This window comes from Streptomyces sp. NPDC048257 (assembly GCF_043201855.1).
Taxonomy (GTDB): Bacteria; Actinomycetota; Actinomycetes; order Streptomycetales; family Streptomycetaceae; genus Streptomyces.
In genome coordinates, this window is the sequence record NZ_JBICZI010000005.1 from 211,940 (window position 1) to 236,360 (window position 24,421).

Here is a 24,421-nt window from a genome sequence, read left to right on the forward strand (position 1 = left end):
GTGCCCCTTCCCGGCCCCGGCCCCTCACGGGCTGACGGCCAGGAAGAGGTACGCGGCCAGCAGCACGATGTGCACGCCGCCCTGGAGCAGCGTGGCCCGCCCCGGGACGATGGTGAGGGCGCTGACGACGACGGTGAGGGCGAGCAGCACCATGTGGATCGGGCCGAGGCCGAGCAGGAGCGGGCCGGAGAGCCAGATCGAGGCGAGGGCGATCGCCGGGATGGTCAGGCCGATGCTGGCGATGGCGGATCCGTAGGCGAGGTTGAGACTGGTCTGCACGCGGTCGCGGCGGGCGGCGCGGACGGCGGCGAGGGTTTCGGGCGCCAGGACGAGCAGGGCGATGATCACACCGACGACCGCCTGGGGCAGGCCCGCGGCCGCGACGGCCCGCTCGATGGTCGGGGAGACGGCCTTGGCGTCGCCGACCACGGCCACGAGCGCGATCAGCAGCAGGCCGAGGCTGATGAGGGCGGCGCGGGCGGTGGGCGGCTCCGCGTGGTCCTCCTGCTCGCCGGCGGGCCGCCCGGTGGCCACGGGCAGGAAGTAGTCGCGGTGACGGACCGTCTGGACGGCGACGAAGAGCCCGTACAGGGCGAGCGAAGCGACGGCGGCGAACGTGAGCTGGGCGGTGGAGAACTCCGGGCCCGGCTTGCTGGTGGTGAAGGTCGGCAGGACCAGGCTGAGGGTGGCCAGGGTCGCGACGGTGGCGAGGGCCGCACCGGATCCTTCGGGGTTGAACACGGCGATCCGGTTGCGCAGGGCGCCGACGAGCAGGGACAGGCCGACGATCCCGTTGCACGTGATCATGACGGCGGCGAAGACCGTGTCCCGGGCCAGGGAGGCGGTCTTGTCGCCGCCGTCGGCCATCAGGGTGACGATGAGCGCCACCTCGATCACCGTGACCGCCACGGCGAGGACGAGGGAGCCGAAGGGTTCGCCGACCCGGTGGGCGACGACCTCGGCGTGGTGGACGGCGGCGAGGACCGCGCCGCCCAGGCAGAGGGCGACGACCGCCACCGCGAAGCCGGGTAGGTCCCGCCCCCAGCTGAGGGCGAGCGCGACCAGCGCCACCACGGGGACCACCACGGTCCAATCGGTCAGGGGGGATCCGCTCGCAGTCGTCCTCATATCAGCCAAGTTGCCAGAAGTATCCCGCCAGTGCGGCGCAAGGCACGCCTCCGGGGCCTTGACGTCACTGCGCGGTGAGGGCCGGGGGCAGCGCTGCCGGGGTCACAGCGGCCGCTCGTGGCCCTCCCAGTACGGGTCGCGCAGCCGCCGCTTGTAGAGCTTGCCGTTCGGGTCGCGCGGCATCGTCTCGATGAAGTCGACCGTCTTGGGGCGCTTGTACCCGGCGAGCTGCCGCTCGCAGTGGTGCAGGATCTCCGCGGCCAGGGCGTCGCCCGCGACGAAGCCCTCGGCCGGTTCGATGACCGCCTTGACCTCCTCGCCCCAGTCGGTGTGCGGGATTCCGAAGGCGGCGGCGTCCGCGACGGCCGGATGACCGAGCAGGGCCGACTCGATCTCGGCCGGGTAGATGTTGACCCCGCCGGAGATGATCATGTCGATCTTGCGGTCACGGAGGAAGAGGTAGCCCTCCTCGTCCATCAGTCCCAGATCGCCGACGGTGAAGAAGTCGCCGATCCTGTTCTTGCGGGTCTTGCCCTCGTCCTTGTGGTAGCTGAAGCCGCCGGTGTTCATCTTCAGGTAGACGGTGCCCAGTTCCCCGGCGGGCAGCCGGTTGCCGTCGTCGTCGAAGATGGCGAGTTCGCTGATCGGCCAGGCCTTGCCGACGGTGCCCGGCTTCTTCAGCCAGTCCTCGGCGGTGGCGAACGCGCCGCCGCCCTCACTGGCCGCGTAGTACTCCTCCACGCAGCGGCCCCACCAGTCGATCATGGCCCGTTTGACGTGGTCGGGGCAGGGCGCGGCGCCGTGGATGGCGTGCCGCATGGAGGAGACGTCGTACGCGTCCTTCGTCTCCTGCGGGAGCGCGAGGAGCCGGTGGAACTGCGTCGGCACCATGTGGGTGTGCGTGCACGCGTGGCCGTCGATGAGCCGGAGCATCTCCTGCGGGGTCCACTTGTCCATCAGGACCAGCGGGTGCCCGATGTGCAGGGCGGCGCCCGCGAACTGCAGGACGGCGGTGTGGTAGAGCGGCGAGCAGACCAGGTGGACGTTGCCGTCGAAGGGCCGGATGCCGAAGATGCCGAGGAAGCCGCCCAGGTACGTCTCCTCCGGGAGCTTGCCGGGCAGCGGGCGGCGGATGCCGCGCGGGCGGCCGGTGGTGCCGGAGGTGTAGTTCATGACCCAGCCGAGGGTCCGGCCCTCGGGGGCGGTTCCGGGCTGCCCCTCTAGCAGTTCCGCGTACGGCCGAAAGCCGGCGACCGCTCCGACGGCGTAGCGGTGGCCGGCGGGCAGGGCGGCCTCGTCGGCCGCGGCGGTGGCGGCGTCGGCGAAGCGCTCGTGGGCGACGAGGACCTTGGCACCGGAGTCGGAGACGATCCAGGCGATCTCGGGGCCGACGAGGTGGTGGTTGACGGGGACGAGGTAGAAACCGGCCTGGGAGGCGGCCAGGTAGGCGGTGAGGAACTCGACGCCGTTGGGCAGGACGACGGCGAAGACGTCGCCCTTCTCCAGGCCGGCGGCACGCAGACCGTGGACGAGGCGGTTGACGTCGGCGTGCAGGCGGCCGGCGCTCCATTCCTCGCCTTCGGGGGTCACCAGGACGGTGCGCCCGGGGTCGGCGGCGGCCTGGGCCCAGAAGCCGTTGGGCGGCTGCCGGTCGGCGGCGGGGGTGGTGGACGTGGTGGCGGTCATGTCGGTCACGCCTCTCGGACTCGGCCGGCGATGCGGTTGATGCGGTCGATCGCCTTCTCGAACCCGCTGGTGAGGTCGTCGAAGACGGCCTGGACGCTGCGTTCTTCGTTCATCCGGCCGACGATCTGGCCGACGGGGGTGCCGAGGAGCGGCTGGACCTCGTACTTCTGGATCCGGGAGACGGCCTCGGCGACGAGCAGGCCCTGGAGCGGCATGGGGAGCGCGCCGGGACCCGCCGGGTCGTCCCAGGCGTCGGTCCACTCGGTGCGCAGCTGGCGGGCGGGCTTGCCGGTGAGGGCCCGGGAGCGGACGGTGTCGCCTGAGCCGGCGGCGAGCAGTTTCGCGGTGAGGGCGCGCGAGTGGAGATCGGCCTCGGTGGTGGTGAGCCAGAGGGAGCCGAGCCAGGCGCCCTGGGCGCCGAGGGCGAGTCCGGCGGCGATCTGCTCGCCGCTGCCGATGCCGCCGGCGGCGAGGACCGGGAGCGGGGCAACGGCCTCGACGATCTCGGGGACGAGGACCATGGTGGCGATGTCGCCGGTGTGGCCGCCGGCCTCGTAGCCCTGGGCCACCACGATGTCGATGCCGGCCTCGGCGTGGCGGCGGGCGTGCTTGGCGCTGCCGGCGAGGGCGGCGACGAGGACGCCGTGGTCGTGGGCGCGCGCGATGACGTCGGCGGGCGGGGAACCGAGGGCGTTCGCCAGGAGTTTGATGGGGTAGTCGAAGGCGACGTCGAGCTGGCCCCGGGCGACCTGCTCCATCCAGCCGGTGATCCGCCAGCCGGAGGCCTCGCCCTCGGCGAGCTCGGGCACGTGGTGTTGGGCGAGGGTGTCGCGGACGAAGGCGCGGTGCGCGGCCGGGATCATCGCCTCGATGTCGGCTTCGCTGATGCCGTCGACGGCCTTCTTGGCGGGCATGACGACGTCGAGGCCGTAGGGCTTGCCGTCGGTGTGCGCCTGCATCCAGTCGAGGTCGCGCGCCAGGTCGTCGGGGGCCGTGTAGCGGACCGCGCCGAGTACGCCGAATCCGCCGGCGCGGGTGATCGCGGCGGCGACCGCCGGGAAGGGCGTGAAGCCGAAGATGGCGTGCTCGACTCCCAGTTTCTTGCTCAGCTCCGTCTCCATGGGCGGCAGGATGCCGCAGCCCGGCGGCCGAGGGAAGAGGTTTTCTGATGCAGTGTCAGATTCTTTACGGGCCGGTCGGTGCGGAGGGTGCCCGGTGGGCGGGCAGATACCCACTAGCGTGCGGTGGCGCCTGCGGCGCGCTCGGCGGATCCGGGAGGCCGGGACCTGTTCGCCCGCGGGGCGCGTTCGGCGGTTCCGGGGCCCGGACCCCCGGGCGGGCGCCCTGGGCGGTGACGCCGCAAGTGGTCGGCGGGGCAGTCCGCCCCGGCGGCGCGCGAGGCGCGGAAGCCGGGGCGCAGCGCCGGGAGACGACGGTGCAGGCCGGGCTATCCCGGCCCCGCAGGCGTTTGGGGCGCGGGGTCCGGGGCGGAGCCCTGGGAGACGACGCCGCAGGTGGACAGCGGACAGGAGGGCGGACATGACAGTACGCACGGGGGCTTTCGGCGTGGCGAGCGGAGAAGCCCGGCCCGCCCGGGCCGCAACGGGCGGGCCCGGGAAGACAAGCGGCGGACCCGGGGCGGCAGGTGGCGGGCTGAGCCGGCGGCGGCTCGGAGCGCGGTTGCTGGCGCTCGGTGGGGTGCTCGTCCTGCACGCGGCGCTCCCGGGGGCCGCGGGCGCGGCGGGCAGCCCGGCCGAGCGGCGCGCGCTCCAGGGCCTGCGGCTGCGGTACGGATCCGCGCGCCAGGCCGGGCTGCTGGAGAAGCACCTGGAGGGGGTGGCGGACGAGGCCCGGCGGTTCCTGGGCCCCTCCCCCGAACACCCCTACTACGCCGGGGCGGTGGTCCTCGCCGGCCGGGGCCGCACCATCGCCCTGCACCGCGCCATGGGCGACGCCGTGCGGTACGCGGACTACGACGGGCGGACCGACCGGGTCCGCGCGTTCCCGGCGGCCGAGCAGATCGCGATGGCCGAGGACACCGTCTTCGACCTGGCCTCGCTGACCAAGCTGTTCACCTCCATCCTGGCCGTGCAGCAGATGGAGCGCGGGCGCCTGGAGCTGGAGGCCCCGGTGCGCCGGTACCTGCCGGAGTTCACCGGGAGCGGCAAGGAGGTCATCACGGTCCGTCAGCTGCTGACGCACACCTCGGGGTTGCGCTCCTGGGCGCCCTTCTACCAGGAGTCCACGCGCGAGGGGCGCCTGAGGCTGCTGTGGTCGGTGAGGCCCCAGGAGACCCCCGGAACGGTCTACCGGTACTCCGACCTGAACCTGATCACCCTCCAGCTGCTCCTGGAACAGATCACCGGTCGCACTCTGGACGTCCTGCTCCGCGACGAGATCACCGCTCCGCTCGGGATGCACCGCACGCGGTACAACCCGCCGCTCTCCTGGCGCCGCTCCATCGCCGCAACCGAGGTGCAGCGCCCACCCTGGTCCGGCCTGGACCGCGGGCTGGTGTGGGGCGAGGTCCACGACGAGAACGCGTACGCGCTGGGCGGCGTCGCGGGCCATGCCGGAATCTTCGGCACCGCCTGGGACCTGGCCGTGCTCGCCCGCGCCCTCCTCGACGGCGGGGTCTACGCGGGCAAGCGCATCCTGCGCCCCGCCTCCGTCGAGCTGCTCTTCACCGACTACAACACCGCCTTCCCCGGCGACGACCACGGCCTCGGCTTCGAGCTCTACCAGCACTGGTACATGGGCGCCATGGCCACCCCGCACTCCGCCGGGCACACCGGCTTCACCGGCACCTCCCTCGTCCTCGACCCCTCCACCGACTCGTTCCTGATCCTGCTCGGCAACTCCGTCCACCCCGTACGCACCTGGCGGGCCGGCAGCGCGCCACGGGTCGCGGTCGGCAACCGCTTCGCCCGGGCCGTCCCGGTCCGCACCCGGCACGGCGGCGCGGCCTGGTTCTCCGGGATCCGGCCGGGCGCCTCGGGCACCCTCACCCTGCCGCCGCTCGCCCCCGCCACGGCCGGGGCCCGGTTGCGCTGCGCCGTGTGGTGGGACACCGTGCCCGGCGAGGGCGCCCTGCACCTGGAGGCCTCCGCCGACGGGGAGCGGTGGGAGCCACTGCCCTTCAGCACGGTGCGGTCCACGGGCGGCGCCCCCGAGCAGTGGCCGCGGGGCGAGGTGAGCGGCTGGTCGGGCCGCGTCTGGCACCGGCTCGAAGCTCCCCTCACGGCCGACCGGGCGGGCCGTGCGGTCCGGCTGCGCTTCCGCCACACCGCGACCGGCCGCTACGTGGGGCGCGGGGTGTACGTGGACGTCGTACGCGTGGCGGAACCGGGTCGCCTGCTCTTCGCGGAGGACCGCCCCGCCGACGCCGACCGCATCGAGGCCATCGGCTGGACCCGGTCGGCGGACTGACCCCTACAGCCGCTGCGACCGCTCCGGCCGCGGCAACCCCGCCTGCGGGTCAGTGCCGGACCAGGCAGAAGGGATGCCCCGCCGGGTCCGCATAGACCCGCCAGCCGCGCCCGTCCGCGCCGTCGAGCAGCGTCCCGCCGGCCGCCAGCACCTCCTCCTGCGCCCGGTCCAGGTCCGGGACGCCGAGGTCCAGGTGGAACTGCTGCGGCCGGCTGGGATCAGGCCAGCGCGGGGGCACGTGGCCCGGGGCCCGCTGGAAGGCGAGGACCGGGCCCGACGGCGTGTGGAGCGTCGCCCAGCTCTCGTCGACGGACCAGCGCCGGTCCGGCCGGTTGACGGTCCCGCCCAGCAAGGACCGGTAGAACTCGGCGAGCGGCTGCGGCTCGGGACAGTCCAGGACCACGCACTGCAGTTCAGCGATCATGACCGGATCCTATTGCGGCTGCGCCAGGGCCGCGTCGATCATCCGCCGGGTGAGGGAGGTCAGTTCGGCGAGGTCCGGCGCCGGGCGGGAGCGGGCGAGAGCGCCCGCCAGCCGGTCGTAGAGGAGCCCGTCGGCCCAGGCGACCAGCAGCTCGGCGGCCTCCTCGGGCCGCTCGGCGCCGAGTGCGGCGAGGATGCCCGCGGCCCGGGCCCGGGCCCCCAGGCCCGCCCGGTGGAAGTCCGCCTCCAGTTCGGGATTGCGGGCCGCCTCGAGGCTGAGCTCGAAGCGGGCCAGCTGGCGCTCGCGCCCCACGGTCAGCCAGCGGTGCAGCAGCCCGGCCAGCGCGGCCGCGGCCGTCCCCCGGTCCGCCATCGCGGGCACGGACGGGCCCTCACCACCGGAATCACCGCCGGGATCACCGCCGGGATCACCGCCGGGATCACCGCCGGGATCGCCGCCGGGATCGCCTCCGAAGTCGCCGATGTCGCCGAGGTCCAGCTCGGCCAACCGCTGGTAGCAGGCACCGATCAGGGCCGTCCTCGTCCGGAAGTAGTACGAGGTGCTCCCGGCCGGCAGGCGCGCCGCGCCGTCGACCGCCCGGTGGGTCAGACCCCGGAGCCCGACGGCGGCGACGAGGTCGATCGCCGTGTCGGCGATCAGCGTTCTGCGATCCGCGGTGGTGGACATCAGCCCACTCTACAGCTGTAGAGTGGGGGCATTGGACTCTACAGATGTAGAGGATCCGGCGGAGGAACCGGAGCGTAGAGGAAGAGGGGGACTCGTCATGCCGGCAGTTCAGCGTCACGCGGTCGTGGCAGGTGCGGGGATCGGCGGGCTCACCGTGGCCGTGGCCCTGCACCGCCGGGGCTGGCGGGTCACCGTGTGCGAGCGGGCGGCCGGACCGGCCGCCGTCGGCGCCGGGATCGTGCTCGCTCCCAACGCCCTGCGCGCCTTCGACACCATCGGCTTCGACGTTCCCCGCGCGGCGGGCCGCACCCTCCCCGCCGCCATGGGCCTGCGCCGCCCGGACGGCCGCTGGCTCAGCCGCGCCGACACCGCCGCGCCGGCCGCCCGTTACGGCGGGCCGCCGCTCGCCCTGCACCGCTCGGCCCTCGCCGGCGCCCTGGCCGCCGCCCTCCCCGCGGGAACGATCCGCTACGGCGTTGCCGTCACCTCGGTGGACCACGCCGAGGGCTCGCCGGTGGTCCGCACCGGCTCGGGCGACCTCGACGGCGCCGACCTCGTCGTGGCCGCCGACGGCATCCACAGCCCGCTGCGCCGCCAGTACTTCCCGGCCCACCCCGGCCTCCGCCACAGTGGGGAGACCGCCTGGCGCACGGTCCTGCCCGCCGCCGCGAGCCGCGCCGAAACGGTGACCGCCGAGACCTGGGGCCGCGGCGAGCGCTTCGGCGTGGTCCCGCTCGCCGACGGCCGGATCTACGTCTACGCCACCGCCGTCGCCCCCGAGGGCTACCGTCCCGCCGACGTCCGCGCCGAACTCCTGCGCCGCTACGGCAGCTGGCACGATCCGATCCCGGCCCTGCTGGAGCGGATCGACCCGGCGGCCGTGCTCCAGCACGACCTGTACGACCTGGCTGCCGCCCTGCCCCGCTTCCACCACGGGCGCCTGGCCTGGCTCGGGGACGCCGCCCACGCCATGACCCCCAACCTGGGCCAGGGCGGCTGCCAGGCCGTCGAGGACGCGGCGGTCCTCGCCCATCTCCTGGCCGGCGCCGGCACCGAGGACCTCCCGGCCGCCCTCGCCGCCTACAGCGCGGCCCGCTGCGCGCGCACCGACGCCATCCGCGTCCGCGCCCGCCGGGCGGGCCGGATCGCCGCCGTCACCCACCCCCTCGCCGTGGCCGTACGCGACCTCGCCGTCCGCGCCACCCCGGCCCGGGCCACGCAGCGGGCGATGGATGCGCTGTTCGGCGGATTCACGCTCCCGGCCGGAACGGACACCGTGCCCACGGCCGTTGGCACTCGTTGGTGAGGTTCGTTGACCGTCCGATGCGAAGGCAGGCAGATCCCCATGACGACCGACATCGACTGGGACCACCCGACCGACCCCAGGGAGGGCACCTGGCAACTGGACCACGTCAAGGCGTACGTGGGCTCGGGCGGCTCCGAGGGCCAGTACTGGAACGGCACCCAGACCCTCCTGCTCACCACCCTGGGCCGGGTGTCGGGCAGGCCCGTCCGGACCCCGCTCATCTACGGCGAGGCCGACGGCAACTACCTGATCGTCGCGTCCAACGGCGGCGACCCGGCGCACCCGCTCTGGTACCGGAACCTGTCCGAGCACCCCACGGTCCGCATCCAGGTCGGCCCGAAGATCATGCAGGGCTCGGCCCGTACCGCCACCCCCGGGGAACGCGCCGCGTACTGGCCGGTGATGGCCGGGCACTGGCCCGCGTACGACGAGTACCAGGCCAAGACGGACCGCGAGATCCCGATCGTCGTCATCGAACCGGTCACCTAGGGCCTGTCCGGGGAAGTGCCTGCCGTCTCCCGCGGCCCGCTGGGGTCAGAACCTGTCGACTTCCTTGCCCTCCGGGACCTCATAGCAGCCGGAGACAACGGTCAGGCTCAGCTTCGGCGGGTCGTTCTTCTTCATCTGGACGACGCTGACGCTGTACTTCTTCTCGGTGTTGTCGGCGGTGAGGTTGAGGTTCTTGGACTGGCTCGTGTCGTTCTCGTAGCGGACGATCTTCCAGCCGTGCTTGGGGAGTTCGGTCTTGAGCCGCTCCATCGCCTCGTCGAGCTGGTCGGCCGACGCGGGGTAGAAGCTCCACGGGTGGAAGACCTGGAAGTACTTCTCCGGGTCCCTGCCCTCGCACTCCGTGACGCCGGAACGGGTTTCGGACGCCTTCCCCTTGACTCCGATCAGGTCGTACAGCCCGCTCGACACCTTCTCCACCGCGTCGGCGGCATCGCGCGAGGTGCTGGTGCCCACGACGGGGATCTCGTCCGGGCCTGGGGAGTCATTCATGCTGCATCCAGTGAGGGTGATGAGGGCGAGGGACAGGAAGAGCGCCGGAGCGCCCGGTTTGATCTTCACGTCGGGTGGTCGCAATCGTCGTTCGGTCCGGAAGGGCTGCCTGCGGGCGCCGTCACGGCTACCTCATGTGCTCCCAGTGCTTCGGCGGCGGCTTCAAGGTCACGCCTTCGCTGTGACCCGCCACGACGAGACCCTGGTTCCGAAGGCTCTCCGACCCCTCCTTCCAGTATTCGCTGTGGCCGGAGACGTTGCTGCCGGTGGTCATCTGGTTGGCCCCGAACACCTCGTCGCTGGGGATCCGCCAGGGGCCGTCCCAGTCGGTGCCGCCGTGACCGAAGCGGCCGATGTCCGGGACCGGGTCCCCGTCGGCCTCCTGGTTCCAGACGTGCCCCTTGGGCACGTCCATCTGTTCCGCCTTGGGAACCTGGACACCGGGGCTGCCCGCGGTGATGACGTCGTCCGCGTTCAGGTCGCCCTGCCGGGCCGCCGATCCGATGAGGGTCGTACCATACGAGTGGCCGATCGCGGTGCGGTGCGGGTCCGAGTCTCCGGTGTGCGACGCGTCGAGGCCGTCCATGAACCGGTTGAAGGCCGGCGCCCCGTCATTGGCGTAGTGGCTGAACGGCGAGTCCTTGACGATGTCCTGCGGGGCGTCGTAGCCGAGCCAGGTGATGGTGGAGACCGGCTTGCCGTCCGCCGCGTCGGAGGCCGAACGCCAGACGTTCTCCATGCGCCCGATGTCCCCGCCGATGCTTCCGAGGTTCGAGGTCGTACCGGGCACGTAGACGGCCTGGTGCGCGGCCGTGTCCGGGTTTCCGTTGGCAACGATCGCGCGGCCGTTGCCCTCCGGGCTGAAGCCGAGCAGGTACGCCTCGGGCAGGTCGTTCTGTCCCGTCGAGTCGAAGCGCTTCTGGATGCTCTCCATCCCCTTGAGGGAGGTCTGGAGGTGCCGGTACTGGTCGCCGTACTTCTTGTCCCACTGCATCCACTCGTCGGTGTGCACCTTGGAGGGGTACATGCCGGCGGTGATCCACGTCCACTCGTTGGCGGGCGGCTTGGGGATGCCGTTCAGCGTCATCTGGTACTGGCCGCGCTTCTCGTCGAAGACGGCGCGGTTGGCCTCGTCCCGGACCGTGGCGGGCAGGCCGTCGATCCCGCCGACGGCGTCCGGCCGCAGCGCGATCCACGCTGCCTGCTGGTCGGCGTCGAGCCCCTTCCACCAGTCCGCGTTGGCCTGCGGCGAGCCGTCCTTCGGAGGCTGCGGCAGGGAGTCCAGGTAGTGCCGGCCCGCCCCGCGGACGCCCTCCGTGTCCGTCCCGACGTCCGCCCAGTCCCCGTCGGACACGACCAGGTCGTCGTCCGCCTTGAGCTTGCGCACCTGCGGCGCCCACTTGTGGTCGGCCTCGGTGGCCTCGTTCACGGCCTCCGCTATGCGGTTGGCGATCTCCTGGGCGATCTTGTAGTTCGGGTTCGGGTCGATGTTGCCCGCCTGCCGCAGGATCCCGCGGGCCGGCTCGGACAGGGTGCCCTTCGCCGAGCCGGGCTGCGGCGGCGAACCGCCGGGGTTCTCACCGGCCGCCGGATAGGCCACCGAACCGTCCGCGCCCACCGTGAACTTGTGCCCGGACGCCTCCGACAGCGCCTGCTCCAGCTTCTTCTGAGCGGGGCGCACGTCCGCCGCGAAGGCCTTCAGGGCCGTGCCCATCAGGCCGCACTCGACCTGGACGTAGTGGAAGTCCTTGGCGACCTCGCGCAGTTGGAGCACCGCGGCCTCGACCGCTACCCCCTTCAGCGCCTTCTGCATCTGGGCGGCGATCCGCTGCTCCAGCGCGTCCTTCGCCTGGCTCGCCATGTCACTGGCCGAGCGGTAACCGTTCGCCGCTTCCTCGAACTCGTGCGGCTTGAGGGTCTTCAGTGCCTCCAGATCCATGGCTCAAGTCACCTCTCCTGGCCGCCGGTGGCCGGGGTGTCCTGGTACTGCTTCCCCAGCTCCGTGAAGAGGCCCTTGATGTTCTCGTCGGTGAGGAACAGGTCGATGCCCGCCCGCTCCAGCTTGCCCTGCAGCGCGGTGCACCGCCCGGACAACGCCTCCAGGTACGTCTTCCAGGTCTGGTACGCCTCGGACTGCGCCCCCGCGGTCTCCACCGAGCCTCCGGTGGCGAGGCCCGTCTGGCCGGTCTCGAGGCCGGTCAGTGCCTTCTTCACGTCACCGCCCAGGCCCCCGACCGCAGTGCCCGCCACCGTCCACGCGGCTCTGCTGGACTTCACGTCCCCCTCGCCGCCGCCACCGCCGCCGTCCGCGGCCGCGGCGCTCGCGAGCCTCATGTCCGGCCCACCCGGGGCGCCACTCTTGTGGAGCAGCACCCACTCCTCCTCGAACGAACCCACCCGTCTCCCCTTGCATGTACCCGTCACAAGATTCCCGGTAGCAACCCTAGCGAAGAGCTGCCCCGGGAGTCTCTCGGGTCGGCCACCCTGGTGTCCTGGTGTCCTGGTGCCCTGGTGTCCTAGTGCCCCAGTACCGCCATCGCCGCGTTGTGCCCGGGGACACCGCTGACGCCGCCGCCGCGGACCGCGCCGGCCCCGCACAGCAGTACGTTGCGGTGGGCGGTCTCCACGCCCCACCGGCCGCCCGGGTCCGCGTAGGGCCAGGACAGGTCCCGGTGGAAGATGTGGCCGCCGGGCAGGCGCAGTTCGCGCTCCAGGTCCAGCGGGGTCTTCGCCTCGATGCACGGGCGGCCGTCCGCGTCGAAGGCGAGGCAGTCGGTGAGCGGTTCGGCCAGGTGCGCGTCGAGCTGCGCGAGGGTGGCCGTCAGCAGGGCCTCGCGGGCCTGCTGGTTGTCCTTCTCGAACAGCCGGGCCGGGGTGTGCAGTCCGAAGAGGGTGAGCGTCTGGTAGCCCTGCTCCACCAGGTCCGGGCCGAGGATCGTCGGGTCGGTCAGCGAGTGGCAGTAGATCTCCGAGGGCGGTACGGAGGGCAGTTCCCCGGACGCGGCCTCCCCGTAGGCCCGGGCCAGTTCGGCGTAACCCTCGGCGATGTGGAAGGTGCCGCCGAAGGCCTCGCGCGGGTCCACGGTGGTGTCCCGGAGCCGGGGCAGCCGGCGCAGCAGCATGTTGACCTTGAGCTGGGCTCCTTCGGGGGCCGCGGCCGCGCTCTCGGGCGGGGTCTCGCCGAGGAGTTCGGCCAGGGCCTGCGGCGAGGCGTTCACCAGCACGGTACGGCCGACGACCCGGCCCTCCCCCGTCGCGGTGCGGAAGACGACTTCGGCCGGAGCGACCCCGTCCGTGTCGATCCGCAGCACCTCGTGGCCGGTGGCGATGTCCGCCCCGGCGGCCCGGGCGGCCGCGGCGAGGGCGTCCGTCAGGGCGCCCATGCCGCCGACCGGCACGTCCCAGTCCCCGGTCCCGCCGCCGATGACGTGGTAGAGGAAGCAGCGGTTCTGCGCGAGGGAGGGGGCGTGCGCGTCCGCGAACGTGCCGATCAGCCCGTCCGTGAGGACCACCCCGCGGACCAGGTCGTCGGCGAAGTGCCGTTCCACGGCCTGGCCCAGCGGCTCCTCGAAGAGCATCCGCCACGCGGCCTCGTCGTCGATCCGGGCCCGCAGCTCCGCCCGCGTGGGCAGGGGCTCGGTCAAGGTGGGGAACACCTTCTCGGCGACCCTCCCGGTGGTCCCGTAGAAGGCGCGCCAGCTCTCGTACTCCCGGTCCGAGCCGGTGAGCCGGGCGAAGGACTCCCGGGTGCGCTGTTCGCCGCCGCCCACGAGCAGTCCGCCGGGCCGCCCGCCGCGCTCGGTGGGCGTGTACGAGGAGACCGTGCGCCGGCGTACCGAGAACCGCAGGTCCAGGTCGCGCACGATCTTCGCCGGGAGCAGGGAGACGAGGTACGAGTAGCGCGACAGTCTCGCGTCGACGCCGACGAAGGGGCGACTGGAGATCGCCGCCCCGCCCGTGTTCCCGAGCCGCTCCAGGACCAGCACCGAGCGGCCCGCCCGGGCCAGGTAGGCGGCGGCCACCAGGCCGTTGTGCCCACCGCCCACGATCACGTCGTCGTACACGTCCCGCCCGAAGGTCGTCATGGCTCTTGGTAGCACACCTGGCCGAGCCGCTCCAGACAGTGGGCCTCGTCGGCGTGGGCCAGGGCCGTGTCGGGATGTTCGTCGCCGAGGGCCCGCTCGCGGATGCCGGAGAGGTCCCGGTAGATGGGCAGTGCCTCGTCCCAGCGGCCCAGCCGGCCCAGCCCTCCGGCCAGTTCCCGGCGGCTGACCAGGGTGTCCGGGTGCTCGGGGCCGAGCACCTCGGCCCGCAGGGCGGCCACCTGGCGGGCCTCGGCCGCCGCTTCCTCCCAGCGCTCCAGGCGGCCCAGGTTGACCCCGAGGACGTGCCGGGCGCGGAGCGTCTCGGGGTCGGTGACCCCGTAGGCGCGGGTGCGGTCGCGGACCAGGGCCCGGAACAGGTCGAGGGCCTCGGCGCTGTTCCCGGTGCGGCCGAGCGCGATGCCGACCTCGTAGCGGGCGGCGAGGGTGTCGGGGTGGTCGCGGCCGAGCACCCGGTCCCGTACGGCGGCGACCTCGCGGAACCCGGCCAGGGCCTCCTGCCAGCGCTCCAGCCGGCCGAGCGCGTACGCCGCCTCGTAGCGGGTCAGCAGGGTGTCCGTGTGCTCGGCGCCCAGGACGGCCGCCCGGTCGGCGGCGACCTCGGCGGCGGTGGCGTGGGCGTCCGCGAACCGGCCCAGCGCACCCAGCGCGCAGGCGAGGTTGTGCCGGCAGCGCAGGGTGTCGGGGTGGAGCGCCCCCATGGTCCGCTCGCGGGCGAGGAGCACCGCGCGGTAGACGTCGTGCGCCTGCTGGTGGCGTCCGAGCCGGCCCAGCTCGTACGCCGTCTCCTGGCGCGCCGCGAGGGTGTCGGCGTGGTCCGCGCCGAGTACCCGCGTGCGCCCCTCGGCGACGGCCGTGTACCCGGCGAGGGCCTCCTCGGGGCGGCCCGCGCGGCTGAGGGCGTAGGCGCGGGCGTGGCCGGCGGCGAGCGCGTCGGGGCCGTCGCCCCGCGGGCCGGCGGGGCGCGGGAATCCGTACGCCGCGGTGAGCCTCGGGTCCTCGGCGGGCTCGGGGCGGACGATGGTGGCGCCGGGGCGGGGGGCGGGGTGCTCGCCGTCCGGGTGCGGCACCGGCCGGCCGCCGGTGGGGCGCGCGGCCGTCCAGGAGCCGGTGAGCACGGCCCATGCGCCGCTCGCGGGCCGGGCGTCGATCCCGGCCTTGCGCCCGGCGGTCATGCCGGAGGCCCAGGCCGGCAGCGGGGCCTGGGCACCGGGCAGCCCGCCCGGTCCCAGCCGTGCCTCGACGAGCACGCGGTGCACGTGGCGGGCGTCGCCGGGCCGGTCCTCGGGGCGCTTGGCGAGCAGGTCCAGGACCACCTGCTCGAAGTAGCCGGGCAGCTCGGGGCGGTGCTCGCGCAGCGGGACGGGCGCGTTGTCGCGGTGGCCGACCAGCACCGACCAGGAGTCGCCGAGGTCGAAGGGCGGGGCGCCGGTGGCGATCTCGTACAGCACGCAGCCGAAGGAGTAGAGGTCGCTGCGGTGGTCGACCTCGCCGCCCGCGATCTGTTCGGGCGACATGTAGTGCGGGGTGCCCATGGCCATGCCGCCGCCGGTGAGCTTGGCGGTGAAGCCGATGTCGTGGGCGAGGCGGGCGATGCCGAAGTCGCAGATCTTCACGGTGCCGTCGGTGAGCCGCATGATGTTGGCGGGCTTCAGGTCGCGGTGGACGACGCCCTGGTCATGGGTGTAGCCGAGGGCGGCGGCCATTTGCTCGGCGATGTCGACGACCACGTCCACGGGGAGCGGGCGGGTGTCGTTGTCCTCCAGGAGCTGGCTGAGGTTGCGGCCCTCGAGGAGCTCCATGACGAGGTAGAGGGGGCCGCCCGCGGCGCTGTCGTCGCCGAAGTCGTGGACGACGGTGACACCGCGGTGCTGGAGGGACGCGGCCACGCGCGCCTCGCGCCGGAACCGCTCGCGGAGCACCTGGGTGAAGTGGGCGTCCTGCTCGGCGCCGATCGGCTTGAGGCACTTCACGGCGACCTGCCGGCCCAGCGATTCGTCCCGGGCGCGCCATACCTCGCCCATGCCGCCGCGCCCGATCAGATCGAGCGACCGGTACCGGCCCTGGATCAGTCTGGACTCCGCCATGTCTTAAAGCCGCCCCCGTTGTCGTGCTACGCCCTCCCCGGCCGGTCCAGTATGGCCGCTGATGTACGCAGTGTGTACGGTGCGGGGCGGCTCCCGGGGCCCATGCGGCGCATCGCTTTCAAGATGTGACCTGGAGGCAGCTGCAGCGTAGACCTGCGGGAATGCTGCGCAGTACGCGTCCGGTGAGACGCAGGCGCCGGGTGACGCTGCGTGGGGCCGGTGCGGGCCGCCCGTACAGCTGGTGTGCCCAGCCGGGGAGGGAACCGTACGCCAGACCCGCGAGGGGTGACCACAGCAGGTTTCGGCCACCCACGAGGAGGGGGTGGACGGGTGGGCCGCGCAGGAACTCGTCCACGGCGAGGGCGTCGGGGCCGGCGGCGAGTTCGGGGCGGACCCGGTCGAAGTACGCGGCGAGCCCGGCGGTGTCGGCGGGGACCCCGGTCGGGTCGAGTCCGACGAGCCGGGCGTTGACGCGGTTCTCGTCGACGTAGCGGTCGGCCTGGGCGGGGGTGAGGGGGACGCCGGAGCGGCGCAGGACGTGCAGGAAGCTGTCGATCTGCGCGCAGTGGATCCACAGCAGCAGCGCGGGGTCGTCGACGGGGAAGCGGTCGCCGGTGTCCGGATCGGTTGCGGACAGTTTGCGGTGGATCGTGCGGACGCGGTGGCCGGCGCGCTCGGCGGCCTCCGTGGTGCCGTAGGTGAGGGTGCCGACGAAGTCGGCGGTGCGCAGCAGCCGTCCCCAGGCGTCGCCCCCGCCGTTGCCGTGCCGGTCGAATGCGGCCGAATTCTCCATGACCCCGCGGACGGCGCGCGGGTGGAGGGCCTGGAGGTAGAGCGCGCGGATCCCGGCGATCCACATCATCGGGTCGCCGTGGCACTGCCAGGTGACGGAGGCGGGGCCGTACAGCCCCGGATCGGCGGCAGGTCCGGGTCCGCTCGCGGTGTTCCCCATCCCGTACCTCCCCCTCGCAGGCGCCCGGCGCATCCCAGCCTACCGATCCGGGACGGTCGCCGGAGGCATAGGGTTGCGGGGTGCAGCTCTACACGATCGGCGAGGCCGCCCAACTCCTTCGCGTCAGCACCGACACCGCCCGCCGGTGGGCGGACGCCGGCCGTTTCCCGACGGTCCGGGAAGGCACCAAGCGCATGATCGAGGGCGCACATCTGGCCGCCTTCTGCGTGGCGCTGGCCCAGGAGGCCTCCGAGGGCGACGGCGAGTCGGTCACCTCGGTCCGCAACGCGCTGCCCGGGATCGTGACGGCGGTGACGCTCGGCGAGGTCGCGGCCCAGGTCGAGATCCAGGCCGGCCCGCACCGCGTGGTCTCCCTGCTGACCCGCGAGGCGGTCGAGGAGCTGGGGCTCGCGGTCGGCGTACGGGCCGTCGCCCGCGTGAAGTCCACCAGCGTCCACATCGACCTCGACTGACCGACCCCGGCTGATCGCCCGGCTCAGCGCCGGTGGGGTTGCTTGTCGAGTTCCGTGTCGAGGGCGAGGGCCGCGGCGATGAGGGCGAGGTGGGTGAAGGCCTGCGGGAAGTTGCCCAGCTGCTCACCGGTGGGCCCGATCTCCTCGGCGAACAGCCCCACGTGGTTCGCGTAGGTGAGCATCTTGTCGAAGGCGTAGCGGGCCTGTTCGACTTTGCCGGACCGCGCGAGGGCGTAGACGTAGAGGAAGCTGCAGAGGGAGAAGGTGCCCTCCCCGCCCAGCAGGCCGTCCGGCGAGGCGGCGGGGTCGTAGCGGTAGACCAGGCTGTCGGAGACGAGTTCGGCGTCCATGGCCTCCAGGGTGGACAGCCAGCGCGGATCCTTCGGGGTGATGAAGCCGACCATCGGCATCATCAGCAAGGAGGCGTCCAGGACGGTGGTGCCGTAGTGCTGGACGAACGCCTGGCGCTCCTCGCTCCAGCCGCGGGTCATGATCTGTTCCAGGATGGCGTCGCGGGCGGCGGTCCACCGGGGCAGGTCCGCCGGGCGGGCGAGGGCGGTGGCCTGCCGGATGCCACGGTCCAGGGCGACCCAGCACATGACGCGGCTGTAGGTGAAGTCCTTCTGGCCGCCCCGGGTCTCCCAGATGCCCTCGTCCGGGCGGTCCCAGTTGTCGCACAGCCAGTCCAGGACGGCGGCGGAGTACCGCCAGCCGTCGTAGCCGGCCGCCTCGCCGGACCCGGCCGCCTGCGAGACGGCGTAGACGGCCTCTCCGTAGATGTCCAACTGCAGCTGTCCGACGGCGCCGTTGCCCGCGCGCACCGGAACCGAGCCCCGCCACCCGGCCAGATGGCCGAGGGCCTCTTCGGACAGGTACGGATCCCCGTCGACGCGGTACATGATCTGCAGCGGCTCGCCGTTGGGGGCTCCCCCGTCCTGCAGCCGGTCCAGGAGCCAGCCCCTGAAGGCGTCGGCCTCCTCGGTGAAGCCGATGTCGCGCATGGCGCGCACCGCCAGGGAGGCATCGCGGACCCAGGTGTAGCGGTAGTCCCAGTTGCGCTCACCGCCCTCCTCCTCGGGCAGTCCCATGGTCGCGGCGGCGATCGGCGCGCCGGTGGGCGCGTACGTCATGAGCTTGAGGGTGATGGCGGAGCGGTTGACGATCTGCTGCCAGCGGCCCCGGTAGCTGCAGCGTCCGATCCAGTCGTGCCAGAAGCGGCGCACGGCCGAGAACTCCTCGGTCAGTTCGTCCGGGCTCGGCGCCCGCGGGACCTCGCTGCCCGCGTCGCACACCGTCAGGACGACGGCTGCGCGCTCACCGGCCGACAGCGTCGCCGTGGCCCGTACGTCGCTGCCGTCGGCCTCCAGCGTGAGACTGCCGACGGTCTGCAGGTGGGCGGTGATGCCCGGCCCGTCGAAGCGCGCGCCGGCGGCGTCGAGGACGAGGTCGTGGCGGGCGCGCCCGTAGTCGAAGCGGGGCCGGCACTCCAGCGCGAAGCGCACGGAACCCCGTACCACGCGCAGCACCCGCACCACCTGGTGGCGGTCGGTGACGGTGTGCGGTGCGTGGACGGGCATGAAGTCGACCACCTCCCCCACGCCCTCACGCGTCAGGAACCGGGTGATCAGGACGGCCGTGTCGGCGAGATAGAGCTGGCGGGTGACGACCTCGCCCCCCTCGGCCTCTGCGGCGTCCGCGGTGATCGCGGTGATCGCGGTGATCGCGAAGTATCCGCCGTGTTCGTGGTCGAGCAGAGCGGCGAAGACACTGGGCGAGTCGAATCGGGGCGAGCAGAACCAGTTCAGTACGCCCTCGGAGGAGACCATCGCACACGTCTGGAGATCCCCGATCAGACCGTGCTCGGCAATGGGGGGATAGGCGCGCATCGGCCCTCCACGGATCGCGGGGCGGCCCTCGGGCCGCGAGGACCATGGCTTCGGCACGGCGAGGCCCGGGCCTCGACCGCCCGGGCACTTCCCGCACGCAGTCTCATTCTCGGGGCCCGCCCCGGTGATCGCCATGCGGGCCGCAGGCGGGGTCCGGGCCGTGACAGGGTGGGGGCATGCCGACGTACCGGGAGCCCGCCTCCCTTCCCCGCACGACCGGGCCGTGGCCGGACACCGCCGCAGTCCACGCCGACCTCGTCGCGGCCAAGGCTCTCGTCTACGACCCCTGCGGATTCACCTGCTCGCAGCCGGTCCCCGAGGCGGAGGGAGCCGAGTACGCCGCCCACACCTTCACCCTGGACGGCCTCGCCGTCCGGTTCCGCTCGGCCAGGACGACCCCCACGAAGGCCGGCCAGTTCGTCACCGTCTGGAAGCGGTCCCCGGCCGGACCCATCGCGCCCTTCGACGCCGCGGACCCCGTGGACCTCTTCGTCATCGGCACCCGCGACGGCCAGCGCTTCGGCCAGTTCGTCCTCCCCCTGGAGGCGCTGCGCCGGCATGGCGTCGTATCGACGGACGGCTCCGGCGGGAAGCGCGCCTTCCGGATCTACCCGCCCTGGGTGACCACCACCAACCGCCAGGCCGGGGCGGCGCAGGCGTGGCAGCTGGAGCACTTCCTGCGCCTGGACGGGGGCGGGGACGGGAACGGGGACGGGCCCGTCGACCTGGCCCGCGCCCGCGAGCTCTACACGTGAGCCGGCCGGCCGGCGGCACGCTGCATCACGTCGAACTGTGGGTGCCGGATCTCGACCGCGCGATCGCCTCGCTCGGCTGGCTCCTGGAGGCGCTGGGCCATACCCCCTTCCAGCACTGGGCCGACGGCCGCAGCTGGCGCCTCGGGCCGACGTACCTGGTCGTCGAACAGTCCCCGGCCCTCACCGCCGACCACCACGACCGCCGCCGCCCGGGCCTGAACCACCTGGCCTTCCACGTCGAGGACGCGGCCGAGGTCGAGCGACTGGCCGCGGAGTCGGCCCACCACGGCTGGCAGCTGCTGTTCCCCGACCGCCATCCCCACGCGGGTGGCCCCGGGCACTACGCGGCCTACCTGGAGAACGCCGACGGCTTCGAGGTCGAACTCGTGGCGCTCCCGCCGACCGGCTGACCTTCGGGCGGCCGTGTGACCAGGATTCATGGTTGGCACCCAGCCACATCGCCGACCTGCCGCGACGCTACACCGCATACCGGCCGGTGTCCGCGGCCGAAGTCCGTGTTGATCAGGTCGCGGCGCGGCATGCCAAGGAGGGACAGGAGACCCCGGACGGTTTGGGTTCGGCTGATGTCCACGCAGTGCGCCTCAACCGGGATGACGGGGTCTCTCATCCGTTGAAGTCATGCAGTTCATGGGCGGGCGCACAGCACGAAGCAAGCCCAGCACATCACCCTGACGACGCCAGAATCACGAACAGAGATCGTCTTCTCATTTTGTGAGGTGTCGCAGGTCAAAGGATTGGAAGTCAGGAGACCGCTTCAATCTCATGGAGAGGAAATGCCCTGATGCTGCGGTTGTCGAACGGGTCGAACCAGGCGGCCTCCCGAAGGTCGCCCACACAGCGAACGGTCCCCCGTACGGGCGGCTCAACGGGCAGCCGCCTCCGGACGGCCGGAGGATCAGTGCGGGGACACGCGACGGGAGCCGATCAAGGATGCCGAACACCGCCGGTCGCTCGAAGAGGGCGCGCATCGTCCTGTCAGGTGTGCTGCTCCTCGCCGGGGTCGTCTCGACCGGGTGCAGCGGCGAGGCCCGCGACGCCGGGCAGGGGCCTGGAGCAGGGCCCCGCCCCCAGGCGGCGCGCTCCGGCCGGGTCACCGTCGTCTACGAGGCCCAAACGGTCAAACCGGAGGACCGGGAGGCCGTGGCACTGATCCGGAACTCCCGCGTGCTGGAGCGTACGGCCGACTGGGTGAACAGATCACTCACCCTCCCGCACGACATGGTCGTGAAGGTCACCGCCGCCGTGCCGCCCGGCGTCACCGATGCCGTCACCCAGCCCGACGGCAGGACGATCTTCGTCCCGCCACCGTTCCTGACCGAGATCGAGAAGGCCCTCGCCGACGTCGTGAAGACCGTCGAACGGCCCGCCCCGTTCCCCGCGTCCGAGTACAACACCGACGACCTGACCGTGCTGTCGACCGAATTCGTCTTCGGCCACGAGATGGGCCATGCCCTGCAGCGCCAGCTCCTCCTGGCCAACCTCGGTCTCGAAGAGGACGCGGCGGACGGCTTCGCGTCCTTCTATACCGTCAACGAGGTCGGGCCGGGCCCGTCGCTGGCCGCCGCGATCCTCTTCGACGAGATCGCACGCAAGGAAGGCACGCCGACCCTGGAGGGCATGTCGAGCGACCACCCCGTTACCCAGCAGCGGGCCTTCAACTTCCTGTGCTACCTGGAGGGCAGCGACCCGAAGAAGTACCAGCAGTCCCTGGTCGGCAGCGGCTATCTCCCCAAGACCCGCGCCCCCCTCTGCCCGCAGGCGTGGGCAATGCTGGACTACGGCTGGTGGACCCAGCTCCGACCCCACTTCAGCGGGGCGTTCAGGGACCGGGGTGCCGAGGAGCAGAAGAAGGCGCACGGGCGGCTGGTCGCGGAGACACAGGCTCTGGCGAAGCGCATCGACGAGATCCGCAGCGGTCCATGAGGTAAATGACGCGTACCCCGTCGATCTCGTCCGCGTAATCGTGCAGCAGGGTTCCGGGGACTGTCGCGGGCGTTGGGGGCCGCGCACGAGGGGGCGGTGGGGGTGCTGCTGGACGACGGCGCCGAGCCGGGCCCGGTCTACTTCGACGTCGGCAGCGGTTCGAACATGCCGTCGTCGCGCGAGTGGCACGCCTACGACGGCCGGCACGGCCGGCCGCGGGCCGCGGTCCTGCGGGGCAGCTGCTCGTGCGGCTGGCGGGGCGCGGCTGAGTACCCGCTCGACCGGACCACCCTCCCCCACGACGAGCCCTCTACGAGGCGGAGATCGAACGGTCGGGGCCGATCGCGGACTACGAAGCGCACCTGTCGGTCATCCGGGACACGGCCGCCCAACTACCCGAAGAGCTCACCGGACTCCTCACCGAACTCGTCCGCCGGCTCGACGACCTGGCCGCCAAGGAGCCGCTGGTCATGTTGAAGGCCCTCGCCGACCTGCGGTACGTCATCGCCCAGACCGCCAGGACGCGGCCTACGAACTCGCCGCCCGGGATGTGCCGATCGCGCAGGTGGCGACCGCGCTCGGCACGAGCGAAGCCGCGGCCCGTACCTACCTCGACGACTACCTCCCCCTCTGACCCCAGCCACCCGGCATCGTGCACCGCCCGTCCGGCTCCACCGACAAGGGACGGTGCCATCCCTTACGGCTGCGGTGGCCGCCTTTTCCCGACGGCCACCGCGGGAGAGGTTACGCGGTGGCCGTGTCCTGGCCGCGGGTGTGCGCGACGAGGGCGTGGGCGGCGGTGGGGTGGGCGGGCAGCAGGGAACTCAGGCCGGTGAGGTCCAGCAGCCGCTCAAGGCGGTCGGGGACGGCGGCAAGGACCAGGGTGCCGTCAGCGGTCTTGGCGCAGCGGAAGATGCCGACGAGGGCGTTGAAGCCGGAGGAGTCGCAGAAGGTGACGGCCCCGAGGTCCAGGATCAGGTGGCGGTGGCCTTGTTCGATCAGGGCCAGTGCCTGGGTGCGCAGGCGGGGGGCGGTGGCTATGTCGAGCTCCCCGGCGACGTGGGCCAGGGCCAGGTCGCCGTCGGTGTGCTGTGCGGTGAGGCTGAAATCGGTCACGGTCGGCTCTCCGACGTCTCGCCAGCGGGGGCGATGGTGTGGGCGGTGGCGGTCGCGGTGAGGCCGTCTGTGTCTTCGGCGAGGGGGACGGACAGGGCCAGCAGGGCGACGTCGTCACCGGCACCATGGGGCATGGCGTCGATGAGGTCGACGGTGTCCTCTATGACCTCCGCCGCCCTGACGGGCCCGGTGCGCGCGGCGAGGAAACGGGTCAGGCCCTCTTCTCCGATCATGTCTCCGCCCAGGGTGCGGGCCTCGGTCAGCCCGTCCGTGTAGAGGAGCAGTCCTTCACCCGGGGCGAGGTGAACGGTGAGGGAGGCGAAGTGCGCGCCGGCGAGCGCGCCGATGAGCATGCCTCCCTTGGGCTGCACCGCTTCTGCCGCTCCGGAGTCGCGCAGGTGGTAGGCCGGGGGGTGCCCGCCGGTGGCCACCGTGATGGTGAACCCTTCCCTCTCGTGCGGTTCGAGGACGCCGAAGACGGCGGTGCAGAACCGGGTGCCGACGGCGGGGTCGAGGAGCAGCGCCGTGTTCAGCGAGGTGAGGACGACGTCGGGGTCGGGGTCGATCAGGGCTGCAGCGCGCAGGGTGTAGCGGGTCAGGGAGGTCAGGGCGGCGGCTTCTGGGCCCTTGCCGCACACGTCTCCGAGGAAGAACGCCCACCTCTTCCCGCCGAGGGGGAAGACGTCGTAGAAGTCGCCGCCCACGTTCTGCGGGGAGGCGGTGGCGTAGTGGCAGGCCAGCTCCAGGCCCGGTACCACCGGCAGTGCCGGCGGCAGCAGGGTGCGCTGGAGGGTGGAGGCGAACGCCTGGATGGCGTTCTTGTCCCGGTCCGCGCGCTGCCGGGCCTCCTCCTGCTCGATGCGCCGCTCCTGCTCGGTGCGCAGGGCGTTCAGCGCCGCCAGGCGCATCTCCAGCTCATCGAGCACGATCGCGGCCAGGTCCGCGAGGGTGGCGGTGTCGTCCTCGGTGATCAGGCGGGGCTTGGTGTCGAGGATGTTGACGGTGCCCAGCCGGTGCCCGTCGCCGGTGATGATCGGCGCGGCGGCGTAGAAGCGGACGCCCATCGGCCCGGTGACGAGGCCGTTGTTGAAGGCGACGGGGTCGGTGAGTGTGTCCGGGATCACCAGTGTTTCGTCGGTGAGGATCGCCGAGCCGCACAGGCCCGGCTCCCGGCCGATCTCGCTGACGCCTTCCAGGCCGTGGGCGGCCTTGAACCAGATCCGGTCCTCGTCCACGATCGTCACGCTCGCCACCGGCACCTTGAACAGCCGGGCCGCCATCGCCGCGACGCGGTCGAACGCGCCGTCCGGAGGGGTGTCGAGGATGTCGTAGCGGCGCACCGCGTCCATCCGGGCTGCTTCTTCCACAGCACTGAGCGTCTGCCGCCCCGGCTTGCCCGCCGGGCTGGTCGCGGGTCCCGCTTGCGGCATCGTCTGCCTCTCCTTG

The 24,421-nt window shown here is 72.7% G+C and carries 20 protein-coding genes and 1 pseudogene; 7 read left to right on the forward strand and 14 right to left on the reverse strand.

What is annotated here, in order from left to right; genetic code table 11:
- Window positions 1–24: 24 nt before the first annotated feature.
- The 3 genes from ACGFZK_RS14140 to ACGFZK_RS14150 form a co-directional block, all read right to left on the reverse strand.
- The gene (locus tag ACGFZK_RS14140; RefSeq protein WP_393849129.1) at window positions 25–1,128 is read right to left on the reverse strand and encodes a calcium:proton antiporter; all 1,104 of its coding nucleotides are present in this window, start codon (window positions 1,126–1,128) and stop codon (window positions 25–27) included.
- 102 nt (window positions 1,129–1,230) lie between these two features.
- Window positions 1,231–2,814: an acyl-CoA synthetase gene (locus tag ACGFZK_RS14145; RefSeq protein ID WP_393849130.1), complete on the reverse strand. Its 1,584-nt coding sequence runs from the start codon at window positions 2,812–2,814 to the stop codon at window positions 1,231–1,233.
- A gap of 5 nt (window positions 2,815–2,819) precedes the next feature.
- Window positions 2,820–3,935 carry an NAD(P)H-dependent flavin oxidoreductase gene (locus tag ACGFZK_RS14150; protein WP_393849131.1) on the reverse strand — a complete coding sequence of 372 codons (1,116 nt, stop codon included), beginning with the start codon at window positions 3,933–3,935 and terminating at the stop codon, window positions 2,820–2,822.
- A gap of 418 nt (window positions 3,936–4,353) precedes the next feature.
- Between ACGFZK_RS14150 and ACGFZK_RS14155 the strand changes: the two genes are divergently transcribed.
- Window positions 4,354–6,243: a serine hydrolase gene (locus tag ACGFZK_RS14155; RefSeq protein ID WP_393849132.1), complete on the forward strand. Its 1,890-nt coding sequence runs from the start codon at window positions 4,354–4,356 to the stop codon at window positions 6,241–6,243.
- 49 nt (window positions 6,244–6,292) lie between these two features.
- Here ACGFZK_RS14155 and ACGFZK_RS14160 read toward each other — a convergent pair whose 3' ends face one another.
- Together ACGFZK_RS14160 and ACGFZK_RS14165 are read right to left on the reverse strand one after the other, a co-directional pair.
- A complete protein-coding gene (locus tag ACGFZK_RS14160) occupies window positions 6,293–6,667 on the reverse strand; it encodes a VOC family protein (protein ID WP_393849133.1) in 375 nt (124 codons plus the stop codon).
- A gap of 9 nt (window positions 6,668–6,676) precedes the next feature.
- Complete coding sequence (locus ACGFZK_RS14165; protein WP_393849134.1) at window positions 6,677–7,354, reverse strand: TetR/AcrR family transcriptional regulator; 678 nt, start codon at window positions 7,352–7,354, stop codon at window positions 6,677–6,679.
- 97 nt (window positions 7,355–7,451) lie between these two features.
- Between ACGFZK_RS14165 and ACGFZK_RS14170 the strand changes: the two genes are divergently transcribed.
- Window positions 7,452–8,660, forward strand: a complete 1,209-nt coding sequence (locus ACGFZK_RS14170) for an FAD-dependent monooxygenase (protein ID WP_393849135.1) — start codon at window positions 7,452–7,454, stop codon at window positions 8,658–8,660.
- Window positions 8,661–8,699: 39 nt separating this feature from the next.
- Window positions 8,700–9,149, forward strand: a complete 450-nt coding sequence (locus ACGFZK_RS14175) for a nitroreductase family deazaflavin-dependent oxidoreductase (RefSeq protein ID WP_393849136.1) — start codon at window positions 8,700–8,702, stop codon at window positions 9,147–9,149.
- 45 nt (window positions 9,150–9,194) lie between these two features.
- Here the strand turns inward: ACGFZK_RS14175 and ACGFZK_RS14180 are convergent, their stop codons facing one another.
- The 6 genes and pseudogenes from ACGFZK_RS14180 to ACGFZK_RS14205 all read right to left on the reverse strand — a co-directional run bounded on the left by ACGFZK_RS14180 (window position 9,195) and on the right by ACGFZK_RS14205 (window position 16,801).
- Complete coding sequence (locus ACGFZK_RS14180; protein WP_393849137.1) at window positions 9,195–9,659, reverse strand: hypothetical protein; 465 nt, start codon at window positions 9,657–9,659, stop codon at window positions 9,195–9,197.
- A gap of 127 nt (window positions 9,660–9,786) precedes the next feature.
- Window positions 9,787–11,598 (reverse strand): alpha/beta hydrolase, encoded by a 1,812-nt coding sequence (locus tag ACGFZK_RS14185; protein WP_393849138.1) that lies wholly within the window; start codon window positions 11,596–11,598, stop codon window positions 9,787–9,789.
- Between the two features lie 8 nt (window positions 11,599–11,606).
- Window positions 11,607–12,056, reverse strand: a complete 450-nt coding sequence (locus ACGFZK_RS14190; RefSeq protein ID WP_393849139.1) for a hypothetical protein — start codon at window positions 12,054–12,056, stop codon at window positions 11,607–11,609.
- A gap of 119 nt (window positions 12,057–12,175) precedes the next feature.
- Window positions 12,176–13,744, reverse strand: coding sequence for a phytoene desaturase family protein (locus tag ACGFZK_RS14195; protein ID WP_393849140.1), 1,569 nt, complete (start codon window positions 13,742–13,744; stop codon window positions 12,176–12,178).
- Entirely contained in the window at window positions 13,741–15,849 is a 2,109-nt protein-coding gene (locus ACGFZK_RS14200) for a tetratricopeptide repeat protein (RefSeq protein WP_393849141.1), read from the reverse strand. Before ACGFZK_RS14200 ends, ACGFZK_RS14195 begins: the two co-directional genes overlap by 4 nt.
- A gap of 26 nt (window positions 15,850–15,875) precedes the next feature.
- A pseudogene (locus ACGFZK_RS14205) lies at window positions 15,876–16,801 on the reverse strand (oxygenase MpaB family protein).
- An 80-nt stretch (window positions 16,802–16,881) separates the two neighbouring features.
- On the opposite strand from ACGFZK_RS14205, the gene ACGFZK_RS14210 reads away from it, so the two are divergent.
- Window positions 16,882–17,274 (forward strand): molybdopterin-binding protein, encoded by a 393-nt coding sequence (locus ACGFZK_RS14210; protein ID WP_393849142.1) that lies wholly within the window; start codon window positions 16,882–16,884, stop codon window positions 17,272–17,274.
- 23 nt (window positions 17,275–17,297) lie between these two features.
- Here the strand turns inward: ACGFZK_RS14210 and ACGFZK_RS14215 are convergent, their stop codons facing one another.
- Window positions 17,298–19,160: a glycoside hydrolase family 15 protein gene (locus tag ACGFZK_RS14215; RefSeq protein ID WP_393849143.1), complete on the reverse strand. Its 1,863-nt coding sequence runs from the start codon at window positions 19,158–19,160 to the stop codon at window positions 17,298–17,300.
- 176 nt (window positions 19,161–19,336) lie between these two features.
- Here ACGFZK_RS14215 and ACGFZK_RS14220 point away from each other — a divergent pair, with 176 nt between their 5' ends.
- The 3 genes from ACGFZK_RS14220 (at window position 19,337) to ACGFZK_RS14230 (ending at window position 21,859) form a co-directional block, all read left to right on the forward strand.
- Window positions 19,337–19,915 carry a MepB family protein gene (locus ACGFZK_RS14220; RefSeq protein ID WP_393849144.1) on the forward strand — a complete coding sequence of 193 codons (579 nt, stop codon included), beginning with the start codon at window positions 19,337–19,339 and terminating at the stop codon, window positions 19,913–19,915.
- Window positions 19,912–20,325, forward strand: coding sequence for a VOC family protein (locus ACGFZK_RS14225; protein WP_393849145.1), 414 nt, complete (start codon window positions 19,912–19,914; stop codon window positions 20,323–20,325). Before ACGFZK_RS14220 ends, ACGFZK_RS14225 begins: the two co-directional genes overlap by 4 nt.
- A gap of 541 nt (window positions 20,326–20,866) precedes the next feature.
- On the forward strand, window positions 20,867–21,859 hold the full coding sequence (locus ACGFZK_RS14230; RefSeq protein ID WP_393849146.1) for a DUF4344 domain-containing metallopeptidase: 993 nt from the start codon (window positions 20,867–20,869) through the stop codon (window positions 21,857–21,859).
- Window positions 21,860–22,603: 744 nt separating this feature from the next.
- On the opposite strand, the gene ACGFZK_RS14235 is transcribed toward ACGFZK_RS14230, so the two are convergent.
- Both ACGFZK_RS14235 and ACGFZK_RS14240 read right to left on the reverse strand, forming a co-directional pair.
- On the reverse strand, window positions 22,604–22,975 hold the full coding sequence (locus ACGFZK_RS14235) for an STAS domain-containing protein (RefSeq protein WP_393849147.1): 372 nt from the start codon (window positions 22,973–22,975) through the stop codon (window positions 22,604–22,606).
- A complete protein-coding gene (locus tag ACGFZK_RS14240) occupies window positions 22,972–24,405 on the reverse strand; it encodes a PP2C family protein-serine/threonine phosphatase (protein ID WP_393849148.1) in 1,434 nt (477 codons plus the stop codon). Before ACGFZK_RS14240 ends, ACGFZK_RS14235 begins: the two co-directional genes overlap by 4 nt.
- Window positions 24,406–24,421: the final 16 nt, after the last annotated feature.